The organism is Nonomuraea sp. NBC_00507 (genome assembly GCF_036013525.1).
Taxonomy (GTDB): Bacteria; Actinomycetota; Actinomycetes; order Streptosporangiales; family Streptosporangiaceae; genus Nonomuraea.
The window spans coordinates 11,629,471-11,651,641 of sequence record NZ_CP107853.1 but is presented as its reverse complement, the minus strand read 5'-3'; the positions used below and the strand labels follow the sequence as shown (position 1 = coordinate 11,651,641).

The window sequence follows — 22,171 nt, the reverse complement described above, 5'->3', positions numbered from 1 at the left end:
GCTAGAGGGCGATCGCCGAGCGGAGGGCGAGGCCCGTGCCCAGGAGGACGACCATCGCGGCCGTGCCGAGCGGGGCCAGGCCGGACACCCTGGCGGCCAGGCGGCGGCCGGTGGAGGCGCGTTGTTCCAGGCGGTCCACCAGTTTGACCAGGAGCAGGCCCGTGATGGTCAGCGTCGCCGCCATGCCGACACCGTAGGCGGTCACCAGCGCTACGCCGAACCAGGTGCGGCCGAGGGCGATCGCGCCGAGGAGGACGATCAGGGCTGAGGGGCTGGGGACGAGGCCGCCTGCCACGCCGAGTCCGACAAGTCCGGCGCGCCTGGCCCTGCCGGCATTGCCAGAGTCGTTGCTGCCGCTGCCGCTGCCGCTGCCGTCATCGTCGCTTTCGTGGTCGTGCCCGTGTCCATGCCCGTGGCCGTGGCCGTGCCCGTGCCCATGCCCGCGCCCGTGGCCGTGGAGGGAGCCGCGGCGGGCGTTCAGGAGGAGGCGGAGGCCGATGACGGCGATCAAGACGCCGCTGGCCACGCCCAGCCAGGACAGCACCGACTCCCCGGCCAGCGCCGTGAACACGGTCAGCAGCAACCCCACCACCAGCACCCCGACCGTGTGTGTGGCCGTCACCGTAGCCCCCACGACGAGCGCGTCGCGTGGCCGGCCGCGCCGCCCGGCCAGGTACGCGGCCATGATGGTCTTGCCGTGCCCGGGGATCAGCGCGTGCCCGGCGCCCAGCACCACGGCCAGCCCGACGGCCAGCAGCCCGAGCGGCACCGTCAGCGAGTCCGACCCGACCAGCTCGGTGAACGTCCGGTCCAGGGCGCTCAGCGCGTCACCGATGGGCCCGCCGATCCCGATCCCGCCCGGTACGCCGGCGCCGCCGGAAGAGCCGCCAGGGGACGACAGGCCGGTGCCCAGGCCGGACATGGTGCCGGACCCGGGCACGTCGGACAGGGTGCCGGACCCGGGCACGTCGGACGCGGTCAGCGTGGCGGTGCGCTGGTCGAGCAGGTCGTCCGGGTACGCCCGCAGCTCCCGGCTCACGCTCACGGCGGGCACCGACGAACGCGACAGTCGCACCCCGTCGCCGACGGCGGTGATCTCCCGCCAGCCGATCCTGTCCTGCTCGAACCCGTCGGTGAACTCCACGTCTCCCGAGGCGCGGACCGCGGCGACGAGCCGGCAGGTCAGGCGGCTGGTCTGGAGACCCCCCTCGCCGGGGGCGTAGGCGAACTCCGAGCTCGCCACCCGCCACGGCACTGCCTTCCCGGCGACCACGAGACGTTGGGCGGCCGCGAGCGCGGCGCAGCGGCGGGCCGCGTACCCGGCGTTGACCTGCGGCTTGGCCTGGAGGGTCGGCAACTCGGCCAGGTCCACGACGGCGAGGTTGCGTACCTCGGACGGGGTGATCCGCAGGCCGTTGTAGTGGTTGGCGGTGAACTTGCCGAGCGGGTGCAGCGACGACGCAGCCTGGGCCGAGGCGGGCAGCAGGACGCCCGCGCACAGGGACAGCAGCAGGGCCGCCGCCCCGGACAGCAGGCCGAGCCGGACCGGTCTCATGAGAACCTCGCGAGGGCGGAGAGTGACGGATCGAATCCGGGGTCCACCCGCGCAGGCAGGCCCAGAGCCTGCTCGATCTTGGCGCGGTGGTAGCGGATCAGCGGGTTGCGCCAGCCGGTCGAGGTGGCCTTCTTCGCGTACGGCAGTGCCTCCTCCGGCTTGCCCGCCTTGTACAGGGACCAGGCGAGGACGTCGGCGGAGACGGGGTTCTGGTTGCGGTCGTACTCGGTCCTGGCATACTTCACGGCCAGAGCCGGATCCCCGTGGTCGGCCTCGAACTCCGCCCACGTCAGGAAGTCCTGCACGGCTGCGGACTCGAACAGTTGCCGCTGCGCCTTGAGCAACGTCCAGTCGGGGCGCCCACCGGCCTTGAGCTGGGTCTCGCCCTGCTCGATGAGGTATTGGGGGAGCGGGAGCCGTTCGACGACCCGCTCGTAGATGTCGAGTGCCTCGGTCAGACGGCCGCCGAGCGCCGCCGCCTTGGCCTGGCCGGCCAGGGCCGGCGTGTAGGCGGGGTAGGCCTGGAGTGCCTTGGTGTACCAGTCGTCGGCGGTGACCAGGTCGCCTTCGTGCAGCGCCAGCTCGCCCAGGTAGTAGCGGGCGTAGGCGAGGTCGGCCGGGAGCCAGGCGTCCTTGTGTGCGTAGTCCAGGTACCTGCGGGCCCCGTCCACGTCGCCGCGCAGCTCCGCGGCGTAGGAGGCGCGGGCGAACGCCGCCACCCCCGGGCGCAGGTCCAGCATCTTGGCCACGGCCCGTTCGGCGCCGCGCAGGTCCCCGAGCTGGGTCTTGGCGTCGGCCAGCACACCGTAGGCCATGGCGGAGTACGGGTTGGCGTCGAGGGCCCGCTCGGCCAGCCGTGCCGCTTCGGCGAACTCGTGGCGGCCGGCCGCCAGGGCGGCCTGGCCCGCCAGCACCGTGTCGTCGCCGGGCTTCAGCTTGGCGGCGGTGTCGAGCGCGCCCTCGGCCTTGGTGTAGTACGACGGGTCGCCGATGATCCTGGCCTGGTCCACGTACTGGGCGCCGAGCTCTGCCCAGCCGCGGTAGTCGCCGGGCAGGCGCCTGAGCCGTTCCTGGAGGGTCTCGGTGAGGGGCTTGGCCGCCGCCGCGGGCTCGGTCGCGGGCGTGGTGGAGAAGGAGACGATCGTAAAGATCATTGCCCCGATGAGGGCGAATCCGGCGAATATCGCGAGGGTGCGCATGTCGAAGGCTCCAGAGTTGGGTGTCGGGACGGCCGGCCGTGACGGGGAACACGGCCGGCCGGCCCTCTCTGTGGCGGCAGACGATGGGAGACGGGGGTCTGCCGCCGGGGTGGACCGGCCGGTTTGGAGAGGGAAGCCGGCCGGTCGGGGTCTAGCGCTGGTTCACAGCGACGTTGCTGGGCAGCGGGATGTACGGGAACGACTGCCCGAACGGCTTGTCGTTCTTGTCCACCTTGTCCGTCAGGCCGGGCACGAGCTTGCCGGACTGCGCGGCGCCGGCCACGGCCTGCAGCTCGATGTCCACGACGTCGTCGCCGAGACGGCGGCCGTTCGGGAAGCCCTGCAGGTCACCGGCCAGGACGCCGAGCCTGTTCGGGTCCTTCGAGGGCGGGATCGACATGTTGAGCCGCAACTGCTCGGAGGGACGCAGCTTGCCGGCGTCCTTGTTGAGCACCTGCGAGTTCAGGTCGGCCTTGATGGGGCCGTTCTGCTTGGCGATGCCGGTCAGGAAGATCTCGACCAGGTCGTTGCGCGGGGTCGCGGGCGCCTTGATGCCGTAGATGGCCTCGAGCAGCCTGGCCACCTCGGGGTCGGTGACCCGCTTGACCAGGGCTGACACGTCGGCGTCCTTCGACGGGTCCAGGGCGTTGTAGGCGTCCTTGAGCCCGGCGGGCGCGACGACCTCGTTCACCAGCGGGTTGCACAGGCGCGAGACCTGGACGTACCTGCTGCCGTTGAACTTGTCGGTCGTCGAGCAGATGCCGATCACCGGGTTGCGCTTGGGGTCGCCCTTGAGCGCGAGGTCCTTCTGCGGCACCTGGAGGCCGATCGTGTTGACGTTGTAGCCCCTGGTGGTGTCCTGGCCGACCTCGGACAGGTTGCCGCCGTAGAGCAGGTCGAACACGCGCAGGTCCAGGAAGAACGCCTCGTCCGACTGGCCGGCGAACGTCTTGCCGCCGTTCGGCAGGTCCTTGATGGACTGGGTGCGCAGGGTGCCGTAGTCGGGCATGGAGGCCGGGCCGACGTTGCTCGGCGCGGCGATGCCGTCGGAGACCAGCGTCTGGGTGCCGCCCGGCGTGATGCGCTTGAGCGTGTAGCGCTGGCGGAAGAGCAGGTTGGGGTCGTTCAGCGAGGTGACGGGGCCGTTGTTGTACAGGAACGTGCTGTTGCCGCGCTTGTCCTCGTCGCGGAACGTCCACTGGTAGGTGATGTCGGTCTTGGCGTCACCGTCGTTGTCGATCTTGATGTTGTAGCGCGCGCGGGTGTCCCACGGGTAGAAGTTGGGGCCGCCGTTGGGCTCCTGGAATCCGTTCCAGTTGGCCAGCAGGGTCACCGTGTCGGCCTTGTCCGGGCTGACGAACGCGTACACGTCGGTGTTGTCGATCTGCGGCAGACCCGCGGTCATGGGGGCCTCGCGGTGCGAGGAAGCCATGCCGGAGTCGGTACGGAGCACGGCCAACGACGACGCGGCAACCGCTGCGGCGAGGCCAAGTCCGACAAGAGCGCGCCGGTTGATCCGGAGCTCCATTTTCGGTCCTTTCGAAGGGCTGATCGGTTGGTACGAGGTTCCGGCCGGGTTCCTCGACGCCCTATTCGTCCGTGGGCCGCATCCGGATGTCGGTCTCCTCCTCAAGGAGGAGGGTCAACCAAAGTTGACATACTTAGGTCGTCAATTTAGGTTGACCGGTGTGGATTTCGTCATCCCGTTCGTTGGAGCTCATCGAGATGTGTCGTGAGAGGAGATGTGGTGATCAAGGAACTGCTCGCCTACGTGCGCCCGCACCGGAAGGTCCTGCTCGTGGGCGGCTTGCTGGGCTTGATCGGATCGGCGGCGGGGCTCGCGATGCCGCTGCTGGCCAAGTACGTCGTGGACGCCTTCGGCCAAGGCGGGTCCATGGCCGGGCCGCTGCTGGGCTTAACCGCGGCGGTGTTGATCGGCGCCGTCGTGTCAGCCGCCGGCAGTTATCTGATGGAGCGCACCGGCGAGGGCATCGTGCTCGGCGCCCGGCGCAGGCTCGTCGACCGGATGCTCCGGCTCAAGGTCGCCGACGTGGACCGGCTCAAGCCCGGCGATCTCCTGTCGCGGGTGACCGGTGACACGACGCTGCTGCGCGCGGTGCTGACCAACGGCATCGTCGAGTCGGTCAGTGCGGCGTTCATGCTGGTCGGAGCCATCGCCTTGATGGTGGCGATGGACGGCGTGCTGCTGCTGATCACGCTGCTCGTGATCGTGGTGATCGGCGGGCTCGTCGCGCTCATCATGCCGAAGATCCAGCGGGCGCAGTCGCAGGCCCAGGAGGCCGTGGGCGAGATGGGAGCGGTGCTGGACCGGGCGCTGCAGGCGTACCGGACCGTCAAGGCGAGCGGCGCGGAGGAGCGGGAGATCGCCGTGGTCGGCGACGCGGCGGTGCGGGCCCGCGACCGGGGGCTGCAGGTCGCCGGGTGGACGTCGCTGGCCGGGGTGGCGACGTGGATGGCGGTGCAGATCGCGTTCCTCGCCGTGCTGGCCGTCGGCGGGGCCAGGGTCGCCTCCGGCGCGCTGGAGGTGTCGTCGCTGATCGCGTTCCTGCTGTACCTGTTCTACCTGGTGCCGCCGATCGGGCAGCTCGTGCAGGGCGGGGTCCAGCTCCAGCAGGGGCTGGCCGCGCTGAAGCGCATCAAGGAGATCGAGGAGCTGCCGGCCGAGCCCGCCGAGCCTGTGGTGGTCGCGAGTGGTGCTGAGCCGGTGGGGGTGACGTTCCAGAACGTCGTGTTCCGGTACGGCGAGGACCGGCCGGTCGTGCACGACGGGGTCAGCTTCGAGGTGCCGCCCGGCGGGCTCACCGCGCTGGTGGGGCCGTCGGGAGCAGGCAAGTCCACGGTGTTCGGCCTGCTCGAACGGTTCTACGACCACCAGGACGGGAAGATCGAGATCGGCGGGCGGGACATCCGCGACTGGCCGCTGGGCGAGCTGCGCGCCGCGCTCGGGTACGTCGAGCAGGACGCCCCCGTGCTGGCCGGCACCCTGCGGGAGAACCTGCTCTTCGCCGCTCAGGACGCCACCGAGAAGGAGTTGCGCCGCGCCCTCGCCCGCACCCGGCTCGACGACCTCGTGGCGAGGCTGCCCGAAGGGCTGGAGACCGCGGTCGGGCACCGCGGCGTGCTGCTGTCCGGCGGCGAGCGGCAGCGGGTCGCCATCGCCCGGGCGCTGCTGCGCAAGCCCAGGCTGCTGCTGCTCGACGAGGCCACCTCGCAGCTCGACGCGGTCAACGAGATGCGGCTGCGCGAGGTCATCGCCGAGGTCGCCACGGAGACGACCGTGCTGGTCATCGCCCACCGGCTGTCCACGGTGACGAACGCCGACCGGATCGTGGTCATGGAGAGCGGCGGCGTACGGGCCGTCGGCACGCATGCCGAGCTGGTGGGCGCGGACGAGCTCTACCGCGAGCTGGCCGCCACCCAGTTCCTCGTCGGGTAGTCGTTGTAGTCTGCGGGTGACATAGATGAATGCCTTCATTCAGGAGGGTCACCATGAGCCGCACCGTGCGCGCGCCGCGAGGCACCACGATCACCGCCAAGGGGTGGCCGCAGGAGGCGGCGCTCCGGATGCTCCAGAACAATCTGGACCCGGAGGTCGCCGAGCATCCCGAGCAGCTGGTCGTCTACGGCGGCTCGGGGAAGGCGGCGCGTGACTGGGCGTCCTACGACGCGCTGGTCAGGACGCTCACGACGCTCGAGGGCGACGAGACGCTCCTCGTGCAGTCGGGGCGGCCGGTCGGCGTGTTCCGCACGCACGAATGGGCGCCACGCGTGCTGATCGCCAACTCCAACCTGGTGCCCGACTGGGCCAACTGGGAGGAGTTCCGGCGGCTGGAGGCGGCCGGGCTCACCATGTACGGGCAGATGACCGCCGGGTCGTGGATCTACATCGGCACGCAGGGCATCCTGCAGGGCACGTACGAGACGTTCGCGGCCGTCGCCGCGAAGCGGTTCGGCGGGACGCTGGCCGGCACCATCACGCTGACGGCGGGACTGGGCGGGATGGGCGGCGCCCAGCCGCTGGCCGTCACCATGAACGGCGGCGTGGCCATCTGCGTCGACTGCGACCCGCGCTCGGTCACCCGCCGCATCGAGCACCGCTACCTCGACGTGGAGGCCGCCTCGCTGGATGAGGCGCTGCGGCTGGCGTACGAGGCCCGCGACGCGCGGCGGCCGCTGTCGATCGGGGTCGTGGGGAACGCCGCGGAGCTCGTGCCCGCGTTGCTGGCCCGCGGAGCCGAGATCGACATCGTGACCGACCAGACCTCCGCCCATGATCCCCTGATGTACCTGCCGCTCGGCATCGCCTTCGAGGACATGGCGGCGTCGCGGGAGAAAGATCCCGCGGGGTTCACCGAGCGGGCTCGGGCCTCGATGGCGCGGCACGTGGAGGCCATGGTCGGGTTCAAGGACTCGGGGGCCGAGGTCTTCGACTACGGCAACTCGATCAGGGGCGAGGCGCGGCTGGCCGGCTACGGGCGGGCCTTCGACTTTCCCGGGTTCGTGCCCGCGTACATCAGGCCGCTGTTCTGCGAGGGCAAGGGGCCGTTCCGGTGGGCGGCGCTCAGCGGCGACCCCGCCGACATCGCCGCCACCGACCGGGCCATCCTGGAGCTCTTCCCCGAGAACGAGCCGCTCGCGCGATGGATCAGGAAAGCCGGGGAGAAGGTGCACTTCCAGGGGTTGCCCGCGCGCATCTGCTGGCTGGGATACGGCGAGCGCAACGTGGCCGGGGAGCGCTTCAACGACATGGTGGCCTCGGGAGAGCTTCAGGCGCCCGTCGTGATCGGGCGCGACCATCTGGACAGCGGGTCCGTCGCGTCGCCGTACCGGGAGACGGAGGCCATGGCGGACGGGTCGGACGCGATCGCGGACTGGCCGCTCCTGAACGCCCTGCTCAACACGGCCTCGGGGGCGGCGTGGGTGTCGATTCACCATGGGGGCGGGGTCGGGATCGGGCGGTCCATCCACGCCGGCCAGGTGACGGTGGCCGACGGCACGGCGCTGGCCGGGGAGAAGCTGAACCGGGTCCTCACCAATGACCCTGGGACGGGGGTCATGCGGCATGTGGACGCCGGCTACGAGGAGGCCGCCGAGGTCGCCGACGCGCGTGGTGTCCGCATCCCGATGCGAGAGTCCTGACGCCCCCGTCCCGGTTGCGCCGAACCGCACTGCACGTCGTCTCGCCGCGGCGGCGCTGGGAGGGCGTGGCGCGCAGGCGGGGCCTCAGCCGAAGTAAGGCACAGTCGGTGCATGGGTGTGGGATGAGAATGCGGGGCAGACGACGTTGGAGGTGGCGTGGGCGACGGATATCACGGTGGGCTGGGTGTGCTGCTGGATGGCCGGAGGTTGTCGCCCGTGCAGCGCAGAATCGCGCACTACCTCGGCGAGCACCTGGACGAGGCGATCTTCCTGTCCAGTGTCGAGCTCGCCGAGCGGGCCGGGGTCAGCCAGCCGTCGGTGACCAGATTCGCCATGGTGCTGGGTTTCGCCGGATATCCGGAGCTACGCCAGGCGCTGCGGCCGCTCGTGCTGGGCGGCGGGGTGCCCGAGCCGCAGGAGAGCCTGCTGCGCGGCGCCATCGACTCTGAGATCCGCAACCTGGCCGTGGTGCGGGAGCGCCTGACGGCGTTCCCGCTCAAGGAGCTGGGTGAGCACCTGGCCGCCACCGAGCCCCTGCCCGTGCTGGGACTGCGGGTCTCCTGCGGGCTGGCCACGACGTTCGCCTACTACGCCCGCCGCATCCACCCCGACGTGCGGCTGCTCACCCACGGCGGTTCGGAGCTGACCGACGGGTTGCACGCGGCGCGGCGAGCCGGGGCGGAGTGGCTGGTGGCCGTGGTGTTGCCGCGATATCCCACGGAAGCGGTGCAGGCCCTGGACTACGCGGAAAAGCTCGGGCTGAGGGTGGCGGCGATCACCGACAAGCCGGATTTCCCGGCCGAGGTGGTGCTGGACGCGCCGGTCGGCGACCGGCTCGTGTTCGACTCGCATGCGGCGCCGCTGGCTCTCGCCATGGCCCTGGTGGAGGCCATGGCGGACGCGGCGCCGCTGCGTACGCAGGCCCGGCTCGACGAGTACGAGCGGATGACCGACGAGACCGGCGCGTTCCTACCCGGCGATCTTGCCTAGCGACCGCATCGACCAGATCGTGGTCACCACCGCCAGCACGATGAACAGCGCGAACGCGATCGGGATCGAGGAGTCGGACAGCTGCCCGGCGAACAGCGCCCGCCCCGCCTCCACCGCGTGGTAGAGCGGATTGACCGGCGCGATCGCCTTCATCCATTCGGGCGCGAACGAGATGGGCACGAACAGCCCGGCCAGCAGCATGATCGGCAGCATGAACAGGTTGAGCGTCTGCGACATGCCGTTCTCGTCCCGGATGGTCAGCGCCAGCCCTTGCGACAGGCTGGAGGCGAACAGGCCGGTCGCGGCCATGAGCAACAGCACGAGCACCAGCTCGACGGCCCCGATGCGCACGCCCATCGCGATCGCCACGATGAGCACCAGGATCGCCTGGAGGACCAGCTGGACCATGTCCTTGGCCACCCGCCCGAGCACGATGGCCGGTCGCCACGCGGGGCTGACGGCGTAGCGTTCGATCGAGCCGCCGCGCAGCTCGGCGATCAGCCCGAACCCGGAGAACATCGACCCGAAGACGGCGATCATCATCATCGCCGCCGGGGTGAACATGCGCAGGGCGTCGACCGTCGTGCCGCCGGGCGTCATGGTCTTCAACAGGGGAGCGAACATCACCAGATAGAGCACCGGCTGCAGGATGCCGAACAGCGGCCAGATCGGATTGCTGAACGACTTCTTCAGCTCGTAGCCGGTGAACAGGGCGGTGTGGCGGATCATGCGGCGGCTCCGGTGTCGCGCAGGGATCGGCCGGTCTTGGCCAGGAACACGTCGTCGAGCGTGGAGCGGTCGAGCGCGATCGAGCTCAGCTTCACGCCCTGCTCTTCCAGCGCGCGCAGCAGCGCGGGCAGCGTGTGCTCGCCGTCGTCCACGTAGACGCGCAGCAGGTCCTCGTCGAGCCGGGTCTCCCGGGCGAGCGGCCCGAGCGTCTCGGCCGCCCGCGCGGGATCGTCGACCCTGAGCGTGATCACGTCGCCGGAGACCTCGCGCTTGAGCGCGGCCGGGGTGCCCTCGGCCACGACCAGGCCGTGGTCGACGATCACCAGCCGGTCGCACAGCGCGTCGGCCTCGTCCAGGTAGTGGGTGCTGAGCAGCACGCTGGTGCCCGACTCGCGGAGCTGCTCGATGCGGTCCCACAGGTTGGCCCGGTTCTGTGGGTCCAGGCCGGTGGTGGGCTCGTCGAGGAAGAGCAGCGGCGGGTTGTGCACCAGGCCGATCGCGATGGCGACCCGCCGCTTCTGGCCGCCGGACAGCGTACGGCCGGGGCGGTCGGCGATCTCGGTGAGATCGAAGCGCTCCAGCACCTCGGCCGTCGCCTGCTTCGGATCGGCCACGGCGTGGATCTTGGCGGCCATCATGACCTGGGCCCTGGCGCTGGTCGTGTCCTCGACCCCGCCGGCCTGGCTCACGTAGCCCAGCCGGCTCCTGACGGCGGCGGGCTCCTTGAGCAGGTCGTGCCCGGCGATCACGGCCGTGCCCGCGTCGGGGGTGATCAGCGTGGCCAGCATCCTGATCGTGGTGGTCTTGCCGGCGCCGTTGGGCCCGAGCACGCCGAAGATCTCGCCTTTCTCGATACGCAGGTCGACGCCGCGCACCGCCTCGACGGTCTGCGGGCCCTTGCGGCTCCTGGTGGTGAACGTCTTCTTTAAGTCGTGCGCCTCAACGATCATGAGAATCCTTGGATGAAATTCACGGCAGTTCGTCTGCCTCGACGCGCGGAATCGCCTTCTCGATCCAGTCGAGCTGGGCCTGGAGCATGGCCCGTGTCAGCAGCAGGTTTTCGCGGATGTGGCCAGGGGCGCCGTGGTGGTGCTTGAGGTCCATGATGTGGCCCATCGTGTCGACGCCCATCTTGAGCTGCGCCATCCTGCCATGCAGAGCGCTCAAAAGCTCCTGCTTTTCCAGCTTGTCCATGAACGTCAGCGCCACCTGGAACGGGTCGATGATGGGTCTGACCTCGTGCCAGGCCTTCAGCAGCAGTCGCTGGAACTCCTCGTGGCCCGCCTGCGTGATCGCGTAGACGCCCTTGCCGCCTTTGCCCGCCTCGACGAGCTCCAGCAGGCCCTCGTCGGCCATCTTGCCGAGTCCGTGGTAGATCGAGCCGTAGGCGACGCTGGCCCAGACGTCGGCGCTCATCCCCTCCAGGCGCCTGCGGACCCCGTAGCCATTCATGGGGCCGTTGAGGAGGACGCCCAGGATCAGAACGCGCATCGATGACATGGGTTCAAGTTTGTACTCAAATTTGAGTAACCGTCAACATCAATATGCTGACTCTCATGACTGAACGACCTACGGCGCTGGTCACCGGCGCTTCCCGGGGCATCGGCGCGGCCGTCGCGAGGGCGCTGGGGCCCACGCATCACGTCATTCTGGGCGGGCGGGACGAGAGCGCGCTCGCCGAGGTGGCGGCGGAGCTGCCCGACGCGCGGCCATGGCCGGTGGAGCTGACCGAGATCACGCAGGCGGACGTCGCGGGCATCGAGCGGCTCGACGTGCTGGTGCACTCCGCGGGCATCGCCGAGCTCGGCAGGATCGCGGACCTGCCCGCCGAGGTCTGGCGCCGCACCATGGAGGTGAACGTCGTCGCGGTGGCCGAGCTCACCAGGCTGCTGCTGCCCGCGCTCGGCGCGGCCCGCGGCCACGTCGTGTGCGTCAACTCGGGCTCCGGCCAGCGGGCGAACCCCAACTGGGCCGCCTACGCGGCCAGCAAGTTCGCCCTGAAGGCCTTCGCCGACGCGCTGCGGCTGGAGGAGGCCGACCTCAGGGTGACCACCGTCTACCCGGGCCGGGTCGCCACCGACATGCAGCACGAGGTGCGCAGATACGAGGGCGGCCCGTTCGAGCCCGGCAAATACCTGCGGGCGGAGAGCGTGGCGCGGGCCGTGCTGGCCGCCGTCACGGCCGGCCCCGACGCCCACCTCACCGAGCTGACCCTGCGACCGGCGGCGGGGCCGGTCAGCTGAACGAAGTGGGGACATCCATTCAGCTCTCCGAGCCATCGGCTCGGCACGAGAACGCTGAATGGATCCATTCACTACAGTGGGTCCATGCTTGAACCACTCGCGCGTATAGGACGGGACCCGGCGACCGGCGGCTACGTCAGGGACGCCTGGTCGGAGGCTGACATGGAGCTACGGGAGTGGTTCGCGGGGGAGGCCGCGCGACGGGGCCTCGACCTGCGTGAGGACCGCAACGGCAACCTATGGGCCTGGTGGGGCGACCCGGCCGGCCGGCCCGGCGTGGTGACCGGCAGCCACCTCGACTCCGTGCGGCAGGGCGGCGCGTACGACGGTCCACTCGGCCTCGTCTCCGCCTTCGCCGCCCTCGACCTGCTGAAGAGCCGCGGTGTGACTCCGGGGCGGCCCGTGGGCGTGGTCTGCTTCACCGACGAGGAAGGCGCCAGATTCGGCGTGCCGTGCATGGGGTCGCGGCTGCTGACGGGCGCGATCCAGCCGGACAGGGCGCTCGCGCTGACCGACGACGACGGCGACACCCTGGCCGACGTCATGGCCAGAGCCGGGCGGAAGCCGCACGGGATCGGGCGGGACGACGAGACGCTGGCCACCGTCGGCACGTTCGTGGAGCTCCACGTCGAGCAGGGCCGCGGGCTCGTCGACCAGGGACGGCCGGTGGGCGTGGCGAGCGCGATCTGGCCGCACGGGCGCTGGCGGTTCGACTTCCACGGCCGGGCCGACCACGCGGGCACCACCAGGCTGGCCGACCGCGACGACCCGATGCTGCCGTTCGCCCGCATGGTGCTGGCCGCCCGCGCGGGCGCCGAGCGGCACGGCGTGGTGGCCACGGTCGGCAAGGTGCGCGTCTCGCCCGGCAACGCCAACGCCGTCCCCGGCCTGGTCTCCGCCTGGCTGGACGCCCGCGGGGCGGACGAACGGGACGTGCGTGAGCTGGTGGCCGAGCTGGCGGAAGGGCTGGATGTGCGGGAAGAATCATGGACGCCGGTGGCCGGCTTCGACGCGGAGCTCAGGGACCGGCTGGCCCGGCTGGCGGGCGGCGACGCGCCCGCGCCGATCCTGCCGACCGGCGCCGGGCACGACGCCGGGATCATGGCCGCGGCGGGCGTGCCGGCCGGGATGTTGTTCGTCAGAAACCCCACCGGCGTGTCCCATTCCCCCGATGAGCACGCCGAGCAGGCAGACTGCGAGGCGGGAGTCGTGGCACTGGCGGACGTGCTGGAGGATCTGTGTCGCTGACCTACTGGTGCGAGCAGGCCTGGCTGCCCGACGGCGTCGGGGACGACGTGATCGTGGTGGTCGAGGGGGACAGGATCGCGCGGATCGGCCAGGGCCCGCCGCCCGCCGACGCCGAACGGCTGGCCGGGATCACCATTCCGGGCCTGGCCAACGCCCACTCGCACGCGTTCCACCGCGCGCTCAGAGGCGCCGCGCAGGAGGGCAAGGGCGACTTCTGGACCTGGCGCGATCGGATGTACGAGGTGGCCGCCCGGCTCGACCCCGACAGCTACCTGCGCCTGGCCACGGCCGTGTACGCCGAGATGGCGCTGGCCGGGGTGACCTGTGTGGGCGAGTTCCACTACCTGCACCACGCGCCGGGCGGCAAGCCGTACGACGACCCCAACGCCATGGGCCACGTGCTCGTCCAGGCCGCTCGCGACGCCGGGCTGCGCATCACGCTGCTCGACACCTGCTACCTGTCCGGCGGCATGGGCGCGCCGCTGGTCGGCGCGCAGGTCCGCTTCGGCGACGGTGACGCCGAGCGCTGGGCCGTCAGGGCCGATGACCTGGCCGCCTCCTACGAAGGCCAGGGTGACGTGGAGATCGGCGCGGCCATCCACTCGGTGCGGGCGGTGCGGCCCGAGCAGATGCCGGTCGTCGCCGAGTTCTCCCACCGGTACGCGGCGCCCCTGCACGTGCACGTCTCCGAGCAGCGCGCGGAGAACGCGGCCTGCGTCGAGATGTACGCCGCCACACCCGTCCAGCTCCTGCACGAGCACGAGGCGCTGGGACCGCGCTCGACCGCCGTGCACGCCACCCATCTGACCGACGTGGACGTCGAGCTGCTCGCCCACTCGGGCACGCACGTCTGCATGTGTCCCACCACCGAACGCGACCTCGCCGACGGCATCGGCCCCGCCAGGACCCTCGCCGACCGGGGCGCGCCGATCACGCTCGGCTCCGACAGCCATGCCGTGATCGACCTGTTCGAAGAGGCCAGGGCGGTCGAGCTGGACGAGCGGCTGGCCAGCGGGAAACGCGGCCACTGGTCCGCCGCCGACCTGCTCGCCGCGGCCACGACCGCCGGCCACACCTCGCTCGGCTTCCCCGACGCGGGCATGCTCGTGCCCGGCGCCCGGGCCGACCTGGTGTCGGTGCGCCTCGACTCCGTGCGCACGGCGGGCGCGAGAGGAGCGGAGGCCGTGGTGTTCGCGGCCACGGCGGCCGACGTGCACTCGGTGGTGTCCGGCGGGCGGCGCGTCGTCGAGGACGGCAGGCACGTGCTGGGCGACGTCGGATCCCTGCTGGCCGAGGCGATCGGAGCGCTGCGATGACCACGACCCTCATCGACGGCATCGGGCTGTTGTACACCGGAGACCCGGAGCGGGAGGAGATCCCCGACGCGGCGCTGGTCTTGGCCGACGGCCTGGTGACCTGGGTGGGTCCCGCCGCGCGGGCCCCCGACGCCGACAAGCGACTGGACGTGCGAGGGCGCGCCGTCATCCCCGGCTTCGTCGACAGCCACGCTCACCTGATCTTCGCCGGCGACCGCACGGCGGAGTTCCGGGCCCGGATGTCCGGCGAGCCCTACACCGGGGGCGGCATCAGGACCACGGTCGCCGCCACCCGGCAGGCCGGCGACGCCGAACTGGCCGCCCGCGCCCGTGCCCTCGTGACCGAGATGCGCGCCCAGGGCACCACCACCGTGGAGATCAAGAGCGGTTACGGGCTGACCGTCGAGGACGAGCGGCGCTCCCTGGAGATCGCCACCGGCCTGACCGGCGAGACCACTTTCCTGGGGGCGCACGTGGTGCCCGCGGACATGGACGCCGACTCCTACGTGCGGCTCGTGGCCGGGGAGATGCTGGAGGCGTGCGCGCCGTACGCCAAGTGGGTGGACGTGTTCTGCGAGCGCGGGGCGTTCGACGGCGACCAGACGCGGGAGATCCTCAGCGCCGGGATGAAGGCGGGGCTCGGGGTGCGGGTGCACGCCAACCAGCTCGGCGAAGGGCCGGGTGTGCGGATCGCCTGCGAGCTGGGGGCCGCCTCGGCCGACCACTGCACGCACCTGACGCCCGCGGACGTGGACGCGCTGGCGTCCTCGGAGACGGTGGCGACGTTGTTGCCGGGGGCCGAGTTCTCGACCAGGTCGCCGTATCCGGACGCCAGACGGCTGATCGACGCCGGGGTCACCGTGGCGCTGGCCACCGACTGCAATCCGGGGTCCTCCTACACCTCGTCGATGGCGTTCTGCGTGGCGCTGGCCGTGCGCGAGATGCGCATGACGCCGCTGGAGGCGATCAGGGCGGCCACGTACGGCGGGGCGCGCGCGTTGCGGCGCACGGACGTAGGGTGGCTGCGGCCCGGAGCCCGCGCGGACCTGGTCGTGCTCGACGCCCCCTCATACGTGCATCTGGCCTATCGGCCCGGCGTTCCCCTCGTTCACCAGGTGCTTCAGGGCGGTCTCCTCCTTGAGGAGGACATCCAGAACCCTCCCTCGGACGTAGTGCTTTAGGGAATCTTTGCATCTGGCCGGACGTTGGCCGGATATAGAACGCAGCTGCGGAACGAGGTGCCTGGGGATGGCAAGGCCTACGGGGAGTCGCACGCAGGAGCAGCACGTCGCGGATCGAGATCTGCTGGGGACATACCTGGCGGAGATCGGCCGGGTCCCGTTGCTTACAGCGGAGGAAGAGGTGGAGCTCGCCAAGCGGATCGAAGCGGGACTCTTCGCCGAGCAGTTGCTCGACAGCGGGGGCTCGGAGCCGCGCATCGGGGATGCGGCCGACGAGGAGCTGGAGCGCCTGGCCATCTCGGGTCAGCGGGCGAAGGACGAGTTCATCCAGGCCAACCTCCGGCTGGTGGTGGCGGTGGCCAGGAAATACTCGGGCCGGGGGATGCCGCTCATCGACCTCGTCCAGGAGGGGAACCTTGGCCTGGTGCGGGCGGTGGAGAAGTTCGACTACCAGCGCGGATACAAGTTCTCCACCTACGCGACGTGGTGGATCAGGCAGTCGGTGGGGCGGGCCATCCACGAGCAGGCGCGGCCTGTGCGGCTGCCGACGCACGCCGGGGAGCAGATGACCCGGCTGATGCGCGTACGCAGGGACATGCTGGCCGAGTTCGACGCCGAGCCGACCGATGACGATCTTGCCGAGATCCTCGAGCTGCCCATCGAACGGGTGCGTGAGCTGCGGCGCTGGGCCTCCGATCCCGTCTCACTCCAGCTGGGGGTGGGCGACGAGGACGAGACCGAACTCGGCGACATGATCGCGGACGACACGTGGGCCGATCCCGAGCAGCAGGCGATCGACATCCTGGAGCGGGAGCGGCTGGAGCTGTGGCTGACCGGGCTCGAGGGGCCGACCAGCGAGATGTTGCGGTGGCGCTATGGGCTGGTGGACGGGCGTGAGCACACCTTGACCGAGGTCGGGGAGCGCTACGGCATCGGTCGCGACCGGGCCCGGCGCATCGAACGCGACGCCTTGGCCCGCCTCCGCAAGATGGCCACGGCCGCCGCCTGACCCACCCATCCTTCCCAAAGCCGCCGGCTCCGCTCCCGGGACCGGCGGCTGCGTATTTTCCGGCACCGGGCCCTGCGCCCCGATACCCGACGCCGCTCCGTGCCTGACGCCTCCGGCCCGCCCACGGCCCCGCCCGCCGACCGGCTCGGCCGCCCATGCGCTCGGCCGCCCATGCGCTCGGCCGCCCATGGGGTCGGTTGCTCACGGGCTCGGCTGCCCGCCAGCTGGGGCCTGCTGCCCGCCGGCTGGGGCCTACACACCCGCGCTTCGGAGTGGCCGCATCATGTGCTGCCACCGCATGCGACGGCGGAGGCTGGTGTGCGCCGCGCCGGCGGGGCGTAGCGCGGTGGGGACCGGCGCCTGTCGCCGTGCTCAGCCGCCGGTGGGGTGGAGGAGCCGGCGGAGGAATTCTTCGACGGCCGCCTCGGCGGCCGCGTGGTCGCCGCCCCGCGCCACCAGCAGGACGCTCTCGTTGATGGCGGCCAGCAGCATGTGCGCGTGCAGGTCCAGAAACTCCGCCGGCACCGCCTTCGTGCCCTTCAATGCCGCTTTCAGCATGCCGAACGAGTAGCGCTCCTCCATGGCCCGCCACCGCTCCCACCCCAGCACCGCAGGCGCGTCGATGAGGACGATCTGCTTGATGACCGGGTCCCCGGCGAGCCTGATCCAGGCCAGGACCCCGGCCCTCAGTGCGGCGGCAGGGTCGGTGATGCCGTTCACCGCCTCCATGATCTTTACCTGCACGGCCGACTCCGTGGCCTCGAGCACCGCCTCGAACAAGACGTCCTTGCCCGCGTAGTGGTGGTAGAGCGCCCCTCTGCTCAGTCCCGTCTCCTGCAGGACTGTCTCGATCGAGGTGTCGTCGTAGCCCCGCTTGGCGAACAGCCGCGTGGCGATGGCCAGGACCTTGTCGCGGGTTGCCGCGCCGCGCTCCGCCTTGAGGTTCATGGACTCACTGTAGACAAACCGACTGTCAGTCGGTAATTTCATAGACCGACAGTCGGTTTGTAATCTGATCTGGAGGTCAGCTGTGGACGGCATCAACTACGTGGACGTCGGGCAGGGACCCGTGGCGCTGTTCGTGCACGGCGTCGGGACCAGCTCGTACCTGTGGCGCAACATGATCGCCGAGCTCCGCGACGAGCGCCGCTGCGTCGCCATCGACCTGCCGCTGCACGGTGGCAGCGCTCCGCGCGAGGACCTGTCGATCCCCGCGCTCGCCGAGGCGGTGGAAGAGCTGTGCGAAGAGCTCGGCCTCACCAACGTGGATCTCGTCGCCAACGACACCGGCGGCGCCGTCGCCCAGATCTTCGCGGTACGGCACCGCGAGCGACTCCGCACGCTCACCCTCACCAACTGCGACGTGCACACCAACACCCCGCCGAAGGCGTTCGAACCCACCGTCGAGCTGGCGCGAAGGGGCGAGTTGGCCGAGCTCACCGCCGCCGTGCTCGACCAGCCGGAGCTGGTGGCCCAGACCGCCTTCGGCGAAGGTTACGAGCGGATCGACGACCCCGCCGCGCTGGTGGAGGCGTATCTCCGGCCGATCTTCGCCAAGGCGGACGGCGGCCGGGCCTTCGAGCGCATGCTGGCCTCCCTCGACGCCAAGGACATGATCGCCATCGAACCGCAGCTCACCGTGCTGACCGTGCCGACGCTCGTGGTGTGGGGCACGGGCGACGTCTTCTTCGACGTGAGCTGGGCCCGCTGGTTGCGCGACACGATCCCCGGCGTCAGAGAGATCGTCGAGATCGAAGGCGGCCGGTTGTTCTTCCCCGACGAGCGGGCCGCCGAGCTGGTGCCGCATGTGCGGCGCTTCTGGGCGGCTCAGGAGTCATAGGCTGCCTTGCGTGCATGTAGAGACGCTGCGTCGTTATCCCGTCAAATCGATGCTGGGTGAGGAGATCGCGGAGAGTGAGGTGACCGAGCGCGGGCTGGCCGGTGATCGCGCGCGGGCGGTGCTCGATGTCGCCACCGGGAAGATCGCCAGTGCGAAGAACCCGCGGCTCTGGCGGGATCTGCTGACCATCGAAGGGGCACGCGTCCCCGACGACGCGGAGTTGTCCCGGCTGCTGGGGCGCGCGGTGCGGCTGATCGACGTGCCGCCGGAGGGTGCCGAGTTCGAGCGCTCCGTTCCCGAACGGGTGCTGGCCGAGGGCATTGAGGCGGAGGTGCCGCACACCGTCGGCACGCTCGGGGCCGCCTCGCCCGGCGGCACGTTCTTCGACTTCGCGCCGGTGCACCTGATCTCGACCTCGTCCGTGGAGCGGATCGGCGCGCTCAGTCCGCGCGGGCACGTCGAGGCCCTCCGCTACCGCCCCAACCTGATCATCGCGACAGGCTCGGCGGGCTTCCCCGAGAACGACTGGGTGGGCCGGGAGCTGCACGTCGGTGGCGACGTGGTGCTGGAGGTCATCGTGGCCAGCCCGCGTTGTGCCGTGCCGACGCTGGCGCACGGGGCGCTGGGGCGGGATGTCGAGGCACTGCGGACGGTGGCCAGGCACAACAGGGTGCCGGTGTTCGATATGGGACCGCAGCCGTGCGCGGGGGTCTACGCGCGCGTGCTGCGGCCCGGCCGGATCAGGAAGGGCGATCCGGTGCGTCTCGGCTGAGCCGGGCCGGCGGTGCGTCGCGCCCGGCCCAGGCTCGTCTGGCTCAGGCCAGGGGCGCGAGGTACTTGTCCAGGTCGTCGAGGATCTTGCCGGCGGCCGTGACGCCGATGCCGAGCATCCAGATCTCGTCGTCCACGTTGTGGGCGTTGCCCGACTTGACCGCCTCCAGGTTCTTCCACAGCGGCCCGCCGGTCACCGTGGCCTGCGACTTGGCGGCGGCCTCGCCGTACGCGCTGTAGAAGATCGCGTCGGCTTCGGCCTTGGCGATGTTCTCCTGGCTCAGCTTGCCGAAACGCTTGTCCTGCTGGTCGGCGAGCTGCTGCGCCGCGGGCCTGGGGATCCCGGCGTCACCCACGACGATGCCGCTGAACGACTCGGGGCCGTAGACCCGGATTTCGGTCGGCATGAACCGCACGATGCCGACCTCCAGCTTCGAGAACTTCGCGCCGACCTCCTTGGCCCGCGTCTCATAGGCGGACAGCGACTGCGTGGCCTGGTCCTTCTTGCCCAGCGCCTCGGCGTCGAGCAGGAAGTTCTCCTTCCAGGTGACGCCGACCTTCTCGGTGAACACGGTGGGCGCGATCTTGCTGAGCTTGTCGTAGAAGGCGGCCTGCCGGAACTTGGAGCCGAGGATGAGGTCCGGCTTGAGCGCGATGATGGCCTCGATGTTCGGGGCCTGGAGAGTGCCCACCGCCTTGGTGGCGGACAGGGCCGAGCCCAGGTAGGCAGGCCACTTCTGGTTCTCCTGGGCCTGCGCCGCGCCCACGGGCGCCAGGCCGAGCGTGACCATGGTGTCGAGCTTGTCCGTGTCGAGGACCACGACCCGCTGCGGGGTCATCGGCACCTTCGTCTCGCCCATGGCGTGCTTGACGGTCCTGGTGGGGCCCGTCTCCTGGGAGGAGATGGAGGTTCCGCACGCGGCGAGGGCGAGCAGGGGGAGCATGGCGGCGACGGCCAGGCGGAGACGCATGAGCATTCCTTGATCATTTAGGTTAGGCAACCCTAAGTATCTCATGCCGGAAATTGCCGTGCAGGAATGGGATCTGTGAGACGTCCGAAACGTACCTGAAACACCCGTCCGGCGAGATTCACGAATGTGAAACAAGCCTGGTCGCGCCACGAAACTCCGGGAGAACACGCTGTGGCAACACGTCACACGTAAGGAGGGTCGCTTCGATGATCGACAGCGGCACTACCGCCTGGATGCTGGTATGCACCGCCCTGGTGCTGCTGATGACTCCGGGCCTCGCGTTCTTCTACGGGGGCATGACCAGGGCCAAGAGCGTCCTGAACATGATGATGATGTCGTTCGTCAGCATCATCGTCGTCACGGTCGCTTGGGTCCTCTATGGTTACTCCCTCGCGTTCGACCCCGTCGGCGATGGCTCCGGCGTCGCCAACAAGATCATCGGAGGGTTGGACTTCCTCGGGTTGAGCGGGGTCTTCAACGCCGTCTACGAGGGTCTCATTTTCGAGGGCGGCAACGTCACCGCCGAAGCCGCGGCGGCCGACAACTTCCCCCTCATGGTCTTCTCCGCCTTCCAGCTGACCTTCGCCATCATCACCGTGGCGCTGATCAGCGGCGCGATCGCCGACCGGGCCAAGTTCGGCGCGTGGGTGGTGTTCTCCCTGCTGTGGGCCACCCTGGTCTACTTCCCCGTCGCTCACTGGGTCTGGGGCGGCGGCTGGCTCGCCGTGCTCGGCATCGAGGACTTCGCCGGCGGTACGGTCGTCCACATCAACGCCGGTGCCGCGGCGCTCGCGCTCGCGCTCGTCCTGGGCAAGCGCAAGGGCTGGCAGAAGGAGCCCATGCGGCCCCACAACCTGACGCTGGTGCTGCTCGGCACCGGTCTGCTGTGGTTCGGCTGGTTCGGCTTCAACGCCGGCTCCGAGCTCGCTCCCGACCAGACCGCCGGTCTGGCGTTCATGAACACCCAGGTCGCCACCGCCGTCGCGGCCGGCGCCTGGATGCTGGTGGAGAAGCTGCGCGACGGTCACGCGACCACGCTCGGCGTCGCCTCCGGTGCGGTGGCCGGTCTGGTCGCCATCACCCCGGCCTGTGGTTTCGTCGACCCGTGGGCGGCCGTGGTCATCGGCCTGCTCGCCGGTGTGATCTGCGCCTACGCCGTGGGCCTGAAGTACAAGCTCGGCTACGACGACTCCCTCGACGTGGTCGGCGTGCACCTGGTCGGCGGTCTGATCGGCGCCATCTCGCTGGGCTTCTTCGCGGCCTACCCGTTCCTGCCCGGCCAGAACAAGGGCATCCTGATCGAGGGCGGGCAGATCAGCCAGCTCGGCCTCCAGGTGCTCGGCCCGGTCGCGGTCGGCCTCTACTCCTTCGTGATCTCCTGGATCCTCGGTAAGATCATCGACAAGACGATGGGCTTCCGCATCGCGGAAGACGCCGAGGTCACCGGTGTCGACATCACCACCCACGCCGAGACCGGCTACGACATCGGCACCTTCCACGCCTCGGGCGTGACGTCCTCCAACGGCCCCGCCCCCGCTCCTAAGAAGGTGGACGCATGAGGCTCATCACGGCGATCATCAAGCCCTTCAAGCTAGATGACGTGAAAGCCGCACTGGAACAGTTCGGCATCAAGGGAATGACGGTCAGCGAGGCGAGCGGCTACGGCCGGCAGCGCGGCCACACCGAGGTCTACCGCGGCGCCGAATACCAGGTCGACCTCGTGCCGAAGGTCCGGCTGGAAGTCCTCGCCGAAGAGGATGACTCCGAGGACGTGATCGACGTCATCGTCAAGGCCGCGCACACCGGCAAGATCGGTGACGGCAAGGTCTGGTCCGTGCCCGTGGACACCGTCATCCGCGTACGCACGGGAGAGAGGGGCCCGGAGGCTCTGTGACCTGGGAGCACGGCAGGGTTTCCATCATTGATGTGCGGCGAAGCCCGGACAACGGCGTCCGGGCG

General features: G+C 70.4%; 20 protein-coding genes. 12 read left to right on the top strand and 8 right to left on the bottom strand.

Annotated features, from left to right (window positions below):
• Position 1: 1 nt before the first annotated feature.
• The 3 genes from OHA25_RS55405 to OHA25_RS55395 form a co-directional block, all read right to left on the bottom strand.
• Positions 2 to 1,555, bottom strand: a complete 1,554-nt coding sequence (locus OHA25_RS55405; RefSeq protein ID WP_327584842.1) for a nickel/cobalt transporter — start codon at positions 1,553 to 1,555, stop codon at positions 2 to 4.
• Positions 1,552 to 2,754 (bottom strand): tetratricopeptide repeat protein, encoded by a 1,203-nt coding sequence (locus tag OHA25_RS55400; RefSeq protein ID WP_327584841.1) that lies wholly within the window; start codon positions 2,752 to 2,754, stop codon positions 1,552 to 1,554. Before OHA25_RS55400 ends, OHA25_RS55405 begins: the two co-directional genes overlap by 4 nt.
• Before the next feature lie 151 nt (positions 2,755 to 2,905).
• A complete protein-coding gene (locus OHA25_RS55395) occupies positions 2,906 to 4,282 on the bottom strand; it encodes a DUF4331 domain-containing protein (protein ID WP_327584840.1) in 1,377 nt (458 codons plus the stop codon).
• A 219-nt stretch (positions 4,283 to 4,501) separates the two neighbouring features.
• Between OHA25_RS55395 and OHA25_RS55390 the strand changes: the two genes are divergently transcribed.
• From OHA25_RS55390 to OHA25_RS55380, 3 genes are all read left to right on the top strand, one after another.
• Positions 4,502 to 6,211, top strand: a complete 1,710-nt coding sequence (locus tag OHA25_RS55390; RefSeq protein WP_327584839.1) for an ABC transporter ATP-binding protein — start codon at positions 4,502 to 4,504, stop codon at positions 6,209 to 6,211.
• Between the two features lie 53 nt (positions 6,212 to 6,264).
• Positions 6,265 to 7,914 (top strand): urocanate hydratase, encoded by a 1,650-nt coding sequence (hutU, locus tag OHA25_RS55385; RefSeq protein ID WP_327584838.1) that lies wholly within the window; start codon positions 6,265 to 6,267, stop codon positions 7,912 to 7,914.
• A gap of 156 nt (positions 7,915 to 8,070) precedes the next feature.
• On the top strand, positions 8,071 to 8,904 hold the full coding sequence (locus OHA25_RS55380; protein WP_327584837.1) for a MurR/RpiR family transcriptional regulator: 834 nt from the start codon (positions 8,071 to 8,073) through the stop codon (positions 8,902 to 8,904).
• On the opposite strand, the gene OHA25_RS55375 is transcribed toward OHA25_RS55380, so the two are convergent.
• From OHA25_RS55375 to OHA25_RS55365, 3 genes are read right to left on the bottom strand one after another with little or no spacing between them, the layout of a single operon-like run.
• A complete protein-coding gene (locus OHA25_RS55375) occupies positions 8,884 to 9,633 on the bottom strand; it encodes an ABC transporter permease (protein WP_327584836.1) in 750 nt (249 codons plus the stop codon). The genes OHA25_RS55380 and OHA25_RS55375 overlap by 21 nt on opposite strands.
• Complete coding sequence (locus OHA25_RS55370; RefSeq protein ID WP_327584835.1) at positions 9,630 to 10,583, bottom strand: ATP-binding cassette domain-containing protein; 954 nt, start codon at positions 10,581 to 10,583, stop codon at positions 9,630 to 9,632. The genes OHA25_RS55375 and OHA25_RS55370 overlap by 4 nt, the downstream gene beginning before the upstream one ends.
• A gap of 19 nt (positions 10,584 to 10,602) precedes the next feature.
• A complete protein-coding gene (locus OHA25_RS55365) occupies positions 10,603 to 11,133 on the bottom strand; it encodes a PadR family transcriptional regulator (protein ID WP_327584834.1) in 531 nt (176 codons plus the stop codon).
• Positions 11,134 to 11,189: 56 nt separating this feature from the next.
• Here OHA25_RS55365 and OHA25_RS55360 point away from each other — a divergent pair, with 56 nt between their 5' ends.
• The 5 genes from OHA25_RS55360 to OHA25_RS55340 all read left to right on the top strand — a co-directional run bounded on the left by OHA25_RS55360 (position 11,190) and on the right by OHA25_RS55340 (position 16,630).
• A complete protein-coding gene (locus OHA25_RS55360) occupies positions 11,190 to 11,876 on the top strand; it encodes an SDR family oxidoreductase (RefSeq protein ID WP_327584833.1) in 687 nt (228 codons plus the stop codon).
• 84 nt (positions 11,877 to 11,960) lie between these two features.
• Complete coding sequence (locus OHA25_RS55355) at positions 11,961 to 13,124, top strand: allantoate amidohydrolase (RefSeq protein WP_327584832.1); 1,164 nt, start codon at positions 11,961 to 11,963, stop codon at positions 13,122 to 13,124.
• Complete coding sequence (locus OHA25_RS55350) at positions 13,115 to 14,440, top strand: formimidoylglutamate deiminase (protein WP_327584831.1); 1,326 nt, start codon at positions 13,115 to 13,117, stop codon at positions 14,438 to 14,440. The genes OHA25_RS55355 and OHA25_RS55350 overlap by 10 nt, the downstream gene beginning before the upstream one ends.
• A complete protein-coding gene (gene hutI, locus OHA25_RS55345) occupies positions 14,437 to 15,621 on the top strand; it encodes an imidazolonepropionase (RefSeq protein WP_327584830.1) in 1,185 nt (394 codons plus the stop codon). The genes OHA25_RS55350 and hutI overlap by 4 nt, the downstream gene beginning before the upstream one ends.
• Before the next feature lie 67 nt (positions 15,622 to 15,688).
• Positions 15,689 to 16,630 carry a sigma-70 family RNA polymerase sigma factor gene (locus OHA25_RS55340; RefSeq protein ID WP_305918272.1) on the top strand — a complete coding sequence of 314 codons (942 nt, stop codon included), beginning with the start codon at positions 15,689 to 15,691 and terminating at the stop codon, positions 16,628 to 16,630.
• 372 nt (positions 16,631 to 17,002) lie between these two features.
• Here the strand turns inward: OHA25_RS55340 and OHA25_RS55335 are convergent, their stop codons facing one another.
• The gene (locus tag OHA25_RS55335) at positions 17,003 to 17,578 is read right to left on the bottom strand and encodes a TetR/AcrR family transcriptional regulator (RefSeq protein ID WP_327584829.1); all 576 of its coding nucleotides are present in this window, start codon (positions 17,576 to 17,578) and stop codon (positions 17,003 to 17,005) included.
• Positions 17,579 to 17,660: 82 nt separating this feature from the next.
• On the opposite strand from OHA25_RS55335, the gene OHA25_RS55330 reads away from it, so the two are divergent.
• A complete protein-coding gene (locus tag OHA25_RS55330; protein ID WP_327584828.1) occupies positions 17,661 to 18,470 on the top strand; it encodes an alpha/beta fold hydrolase in 810 nt (269 codons plus the stop codon).
• A gap of 10 nt (positions 18,471 to 18,480) precedes the next feature.
• Complete coding sequence (locus OHA25_RS55325) at positions 18,481 to 19,242, top strand: MOSC domain-containing protein (RefSeq protein ID WP_327584827.1); 762 nt, start codon at positions 18,481 to 18,483, stop codon at positions 19,240 to 19,242.
• Positions 19,243 to 19,285: 43 nt separating this feature from the next.
• Here the strand turns inward: OHA25_RS55325 and OHA25_RS55320 are convergent, their stop codons facing one another.
• Positions 19,286 to 20,212 carry an ABC transporter substrate-binding protein gene (locus tag OHA25_RS55320; protein ID WP_327584826.1) on the bottom strand — a complete coding sequence of 309 codons (927 nt, stop codon included), beginning with the start codon at positions 20,210 to 20,212 and terminating at the stop codon, positions 19,286 to 19,288.
• A 206-nt stretch (positions 20,213 to 20,418) separates the two neighbouring features.
• Here OHA25_RS55320 and OHA25_RS55315 point away from each other — a divergent pair, with 206 nt between their 5' ends.
• Both OHA25_RS55315 and OHA25_RS55310 read left to right on the top strand, forming a co-directional pair.
• Positions 20,419 to 21,771 carry an ammonium transporter gene (locus tag OHA25_RS55315; protein ID WP_327584825.1) on the top strand — a complete coding sequence of 451 codons (1,353 nt, stop codon included), beginning with the start codon at positions 20,419 to 20,421 and terminating at the stop codon, positions 21,769 to 21,771.
• A complete protein-coding gene (locus OHA25_RS55310) occupies positions 21,768 to 22,106 on the top strand; it encodes a P-II family nitrogen regulator (RefSeq protein ID WP_103955876.1) in 339 nt (112 codons plus the stop codon). The genes OHA25_RS55315 and OHA25_RS55310 overlap by 4 nt, the downstream gene beginning before the upstream one ends.
• Positions 22,107 to 22,171 lie beyond the last annotated feature (65 nt).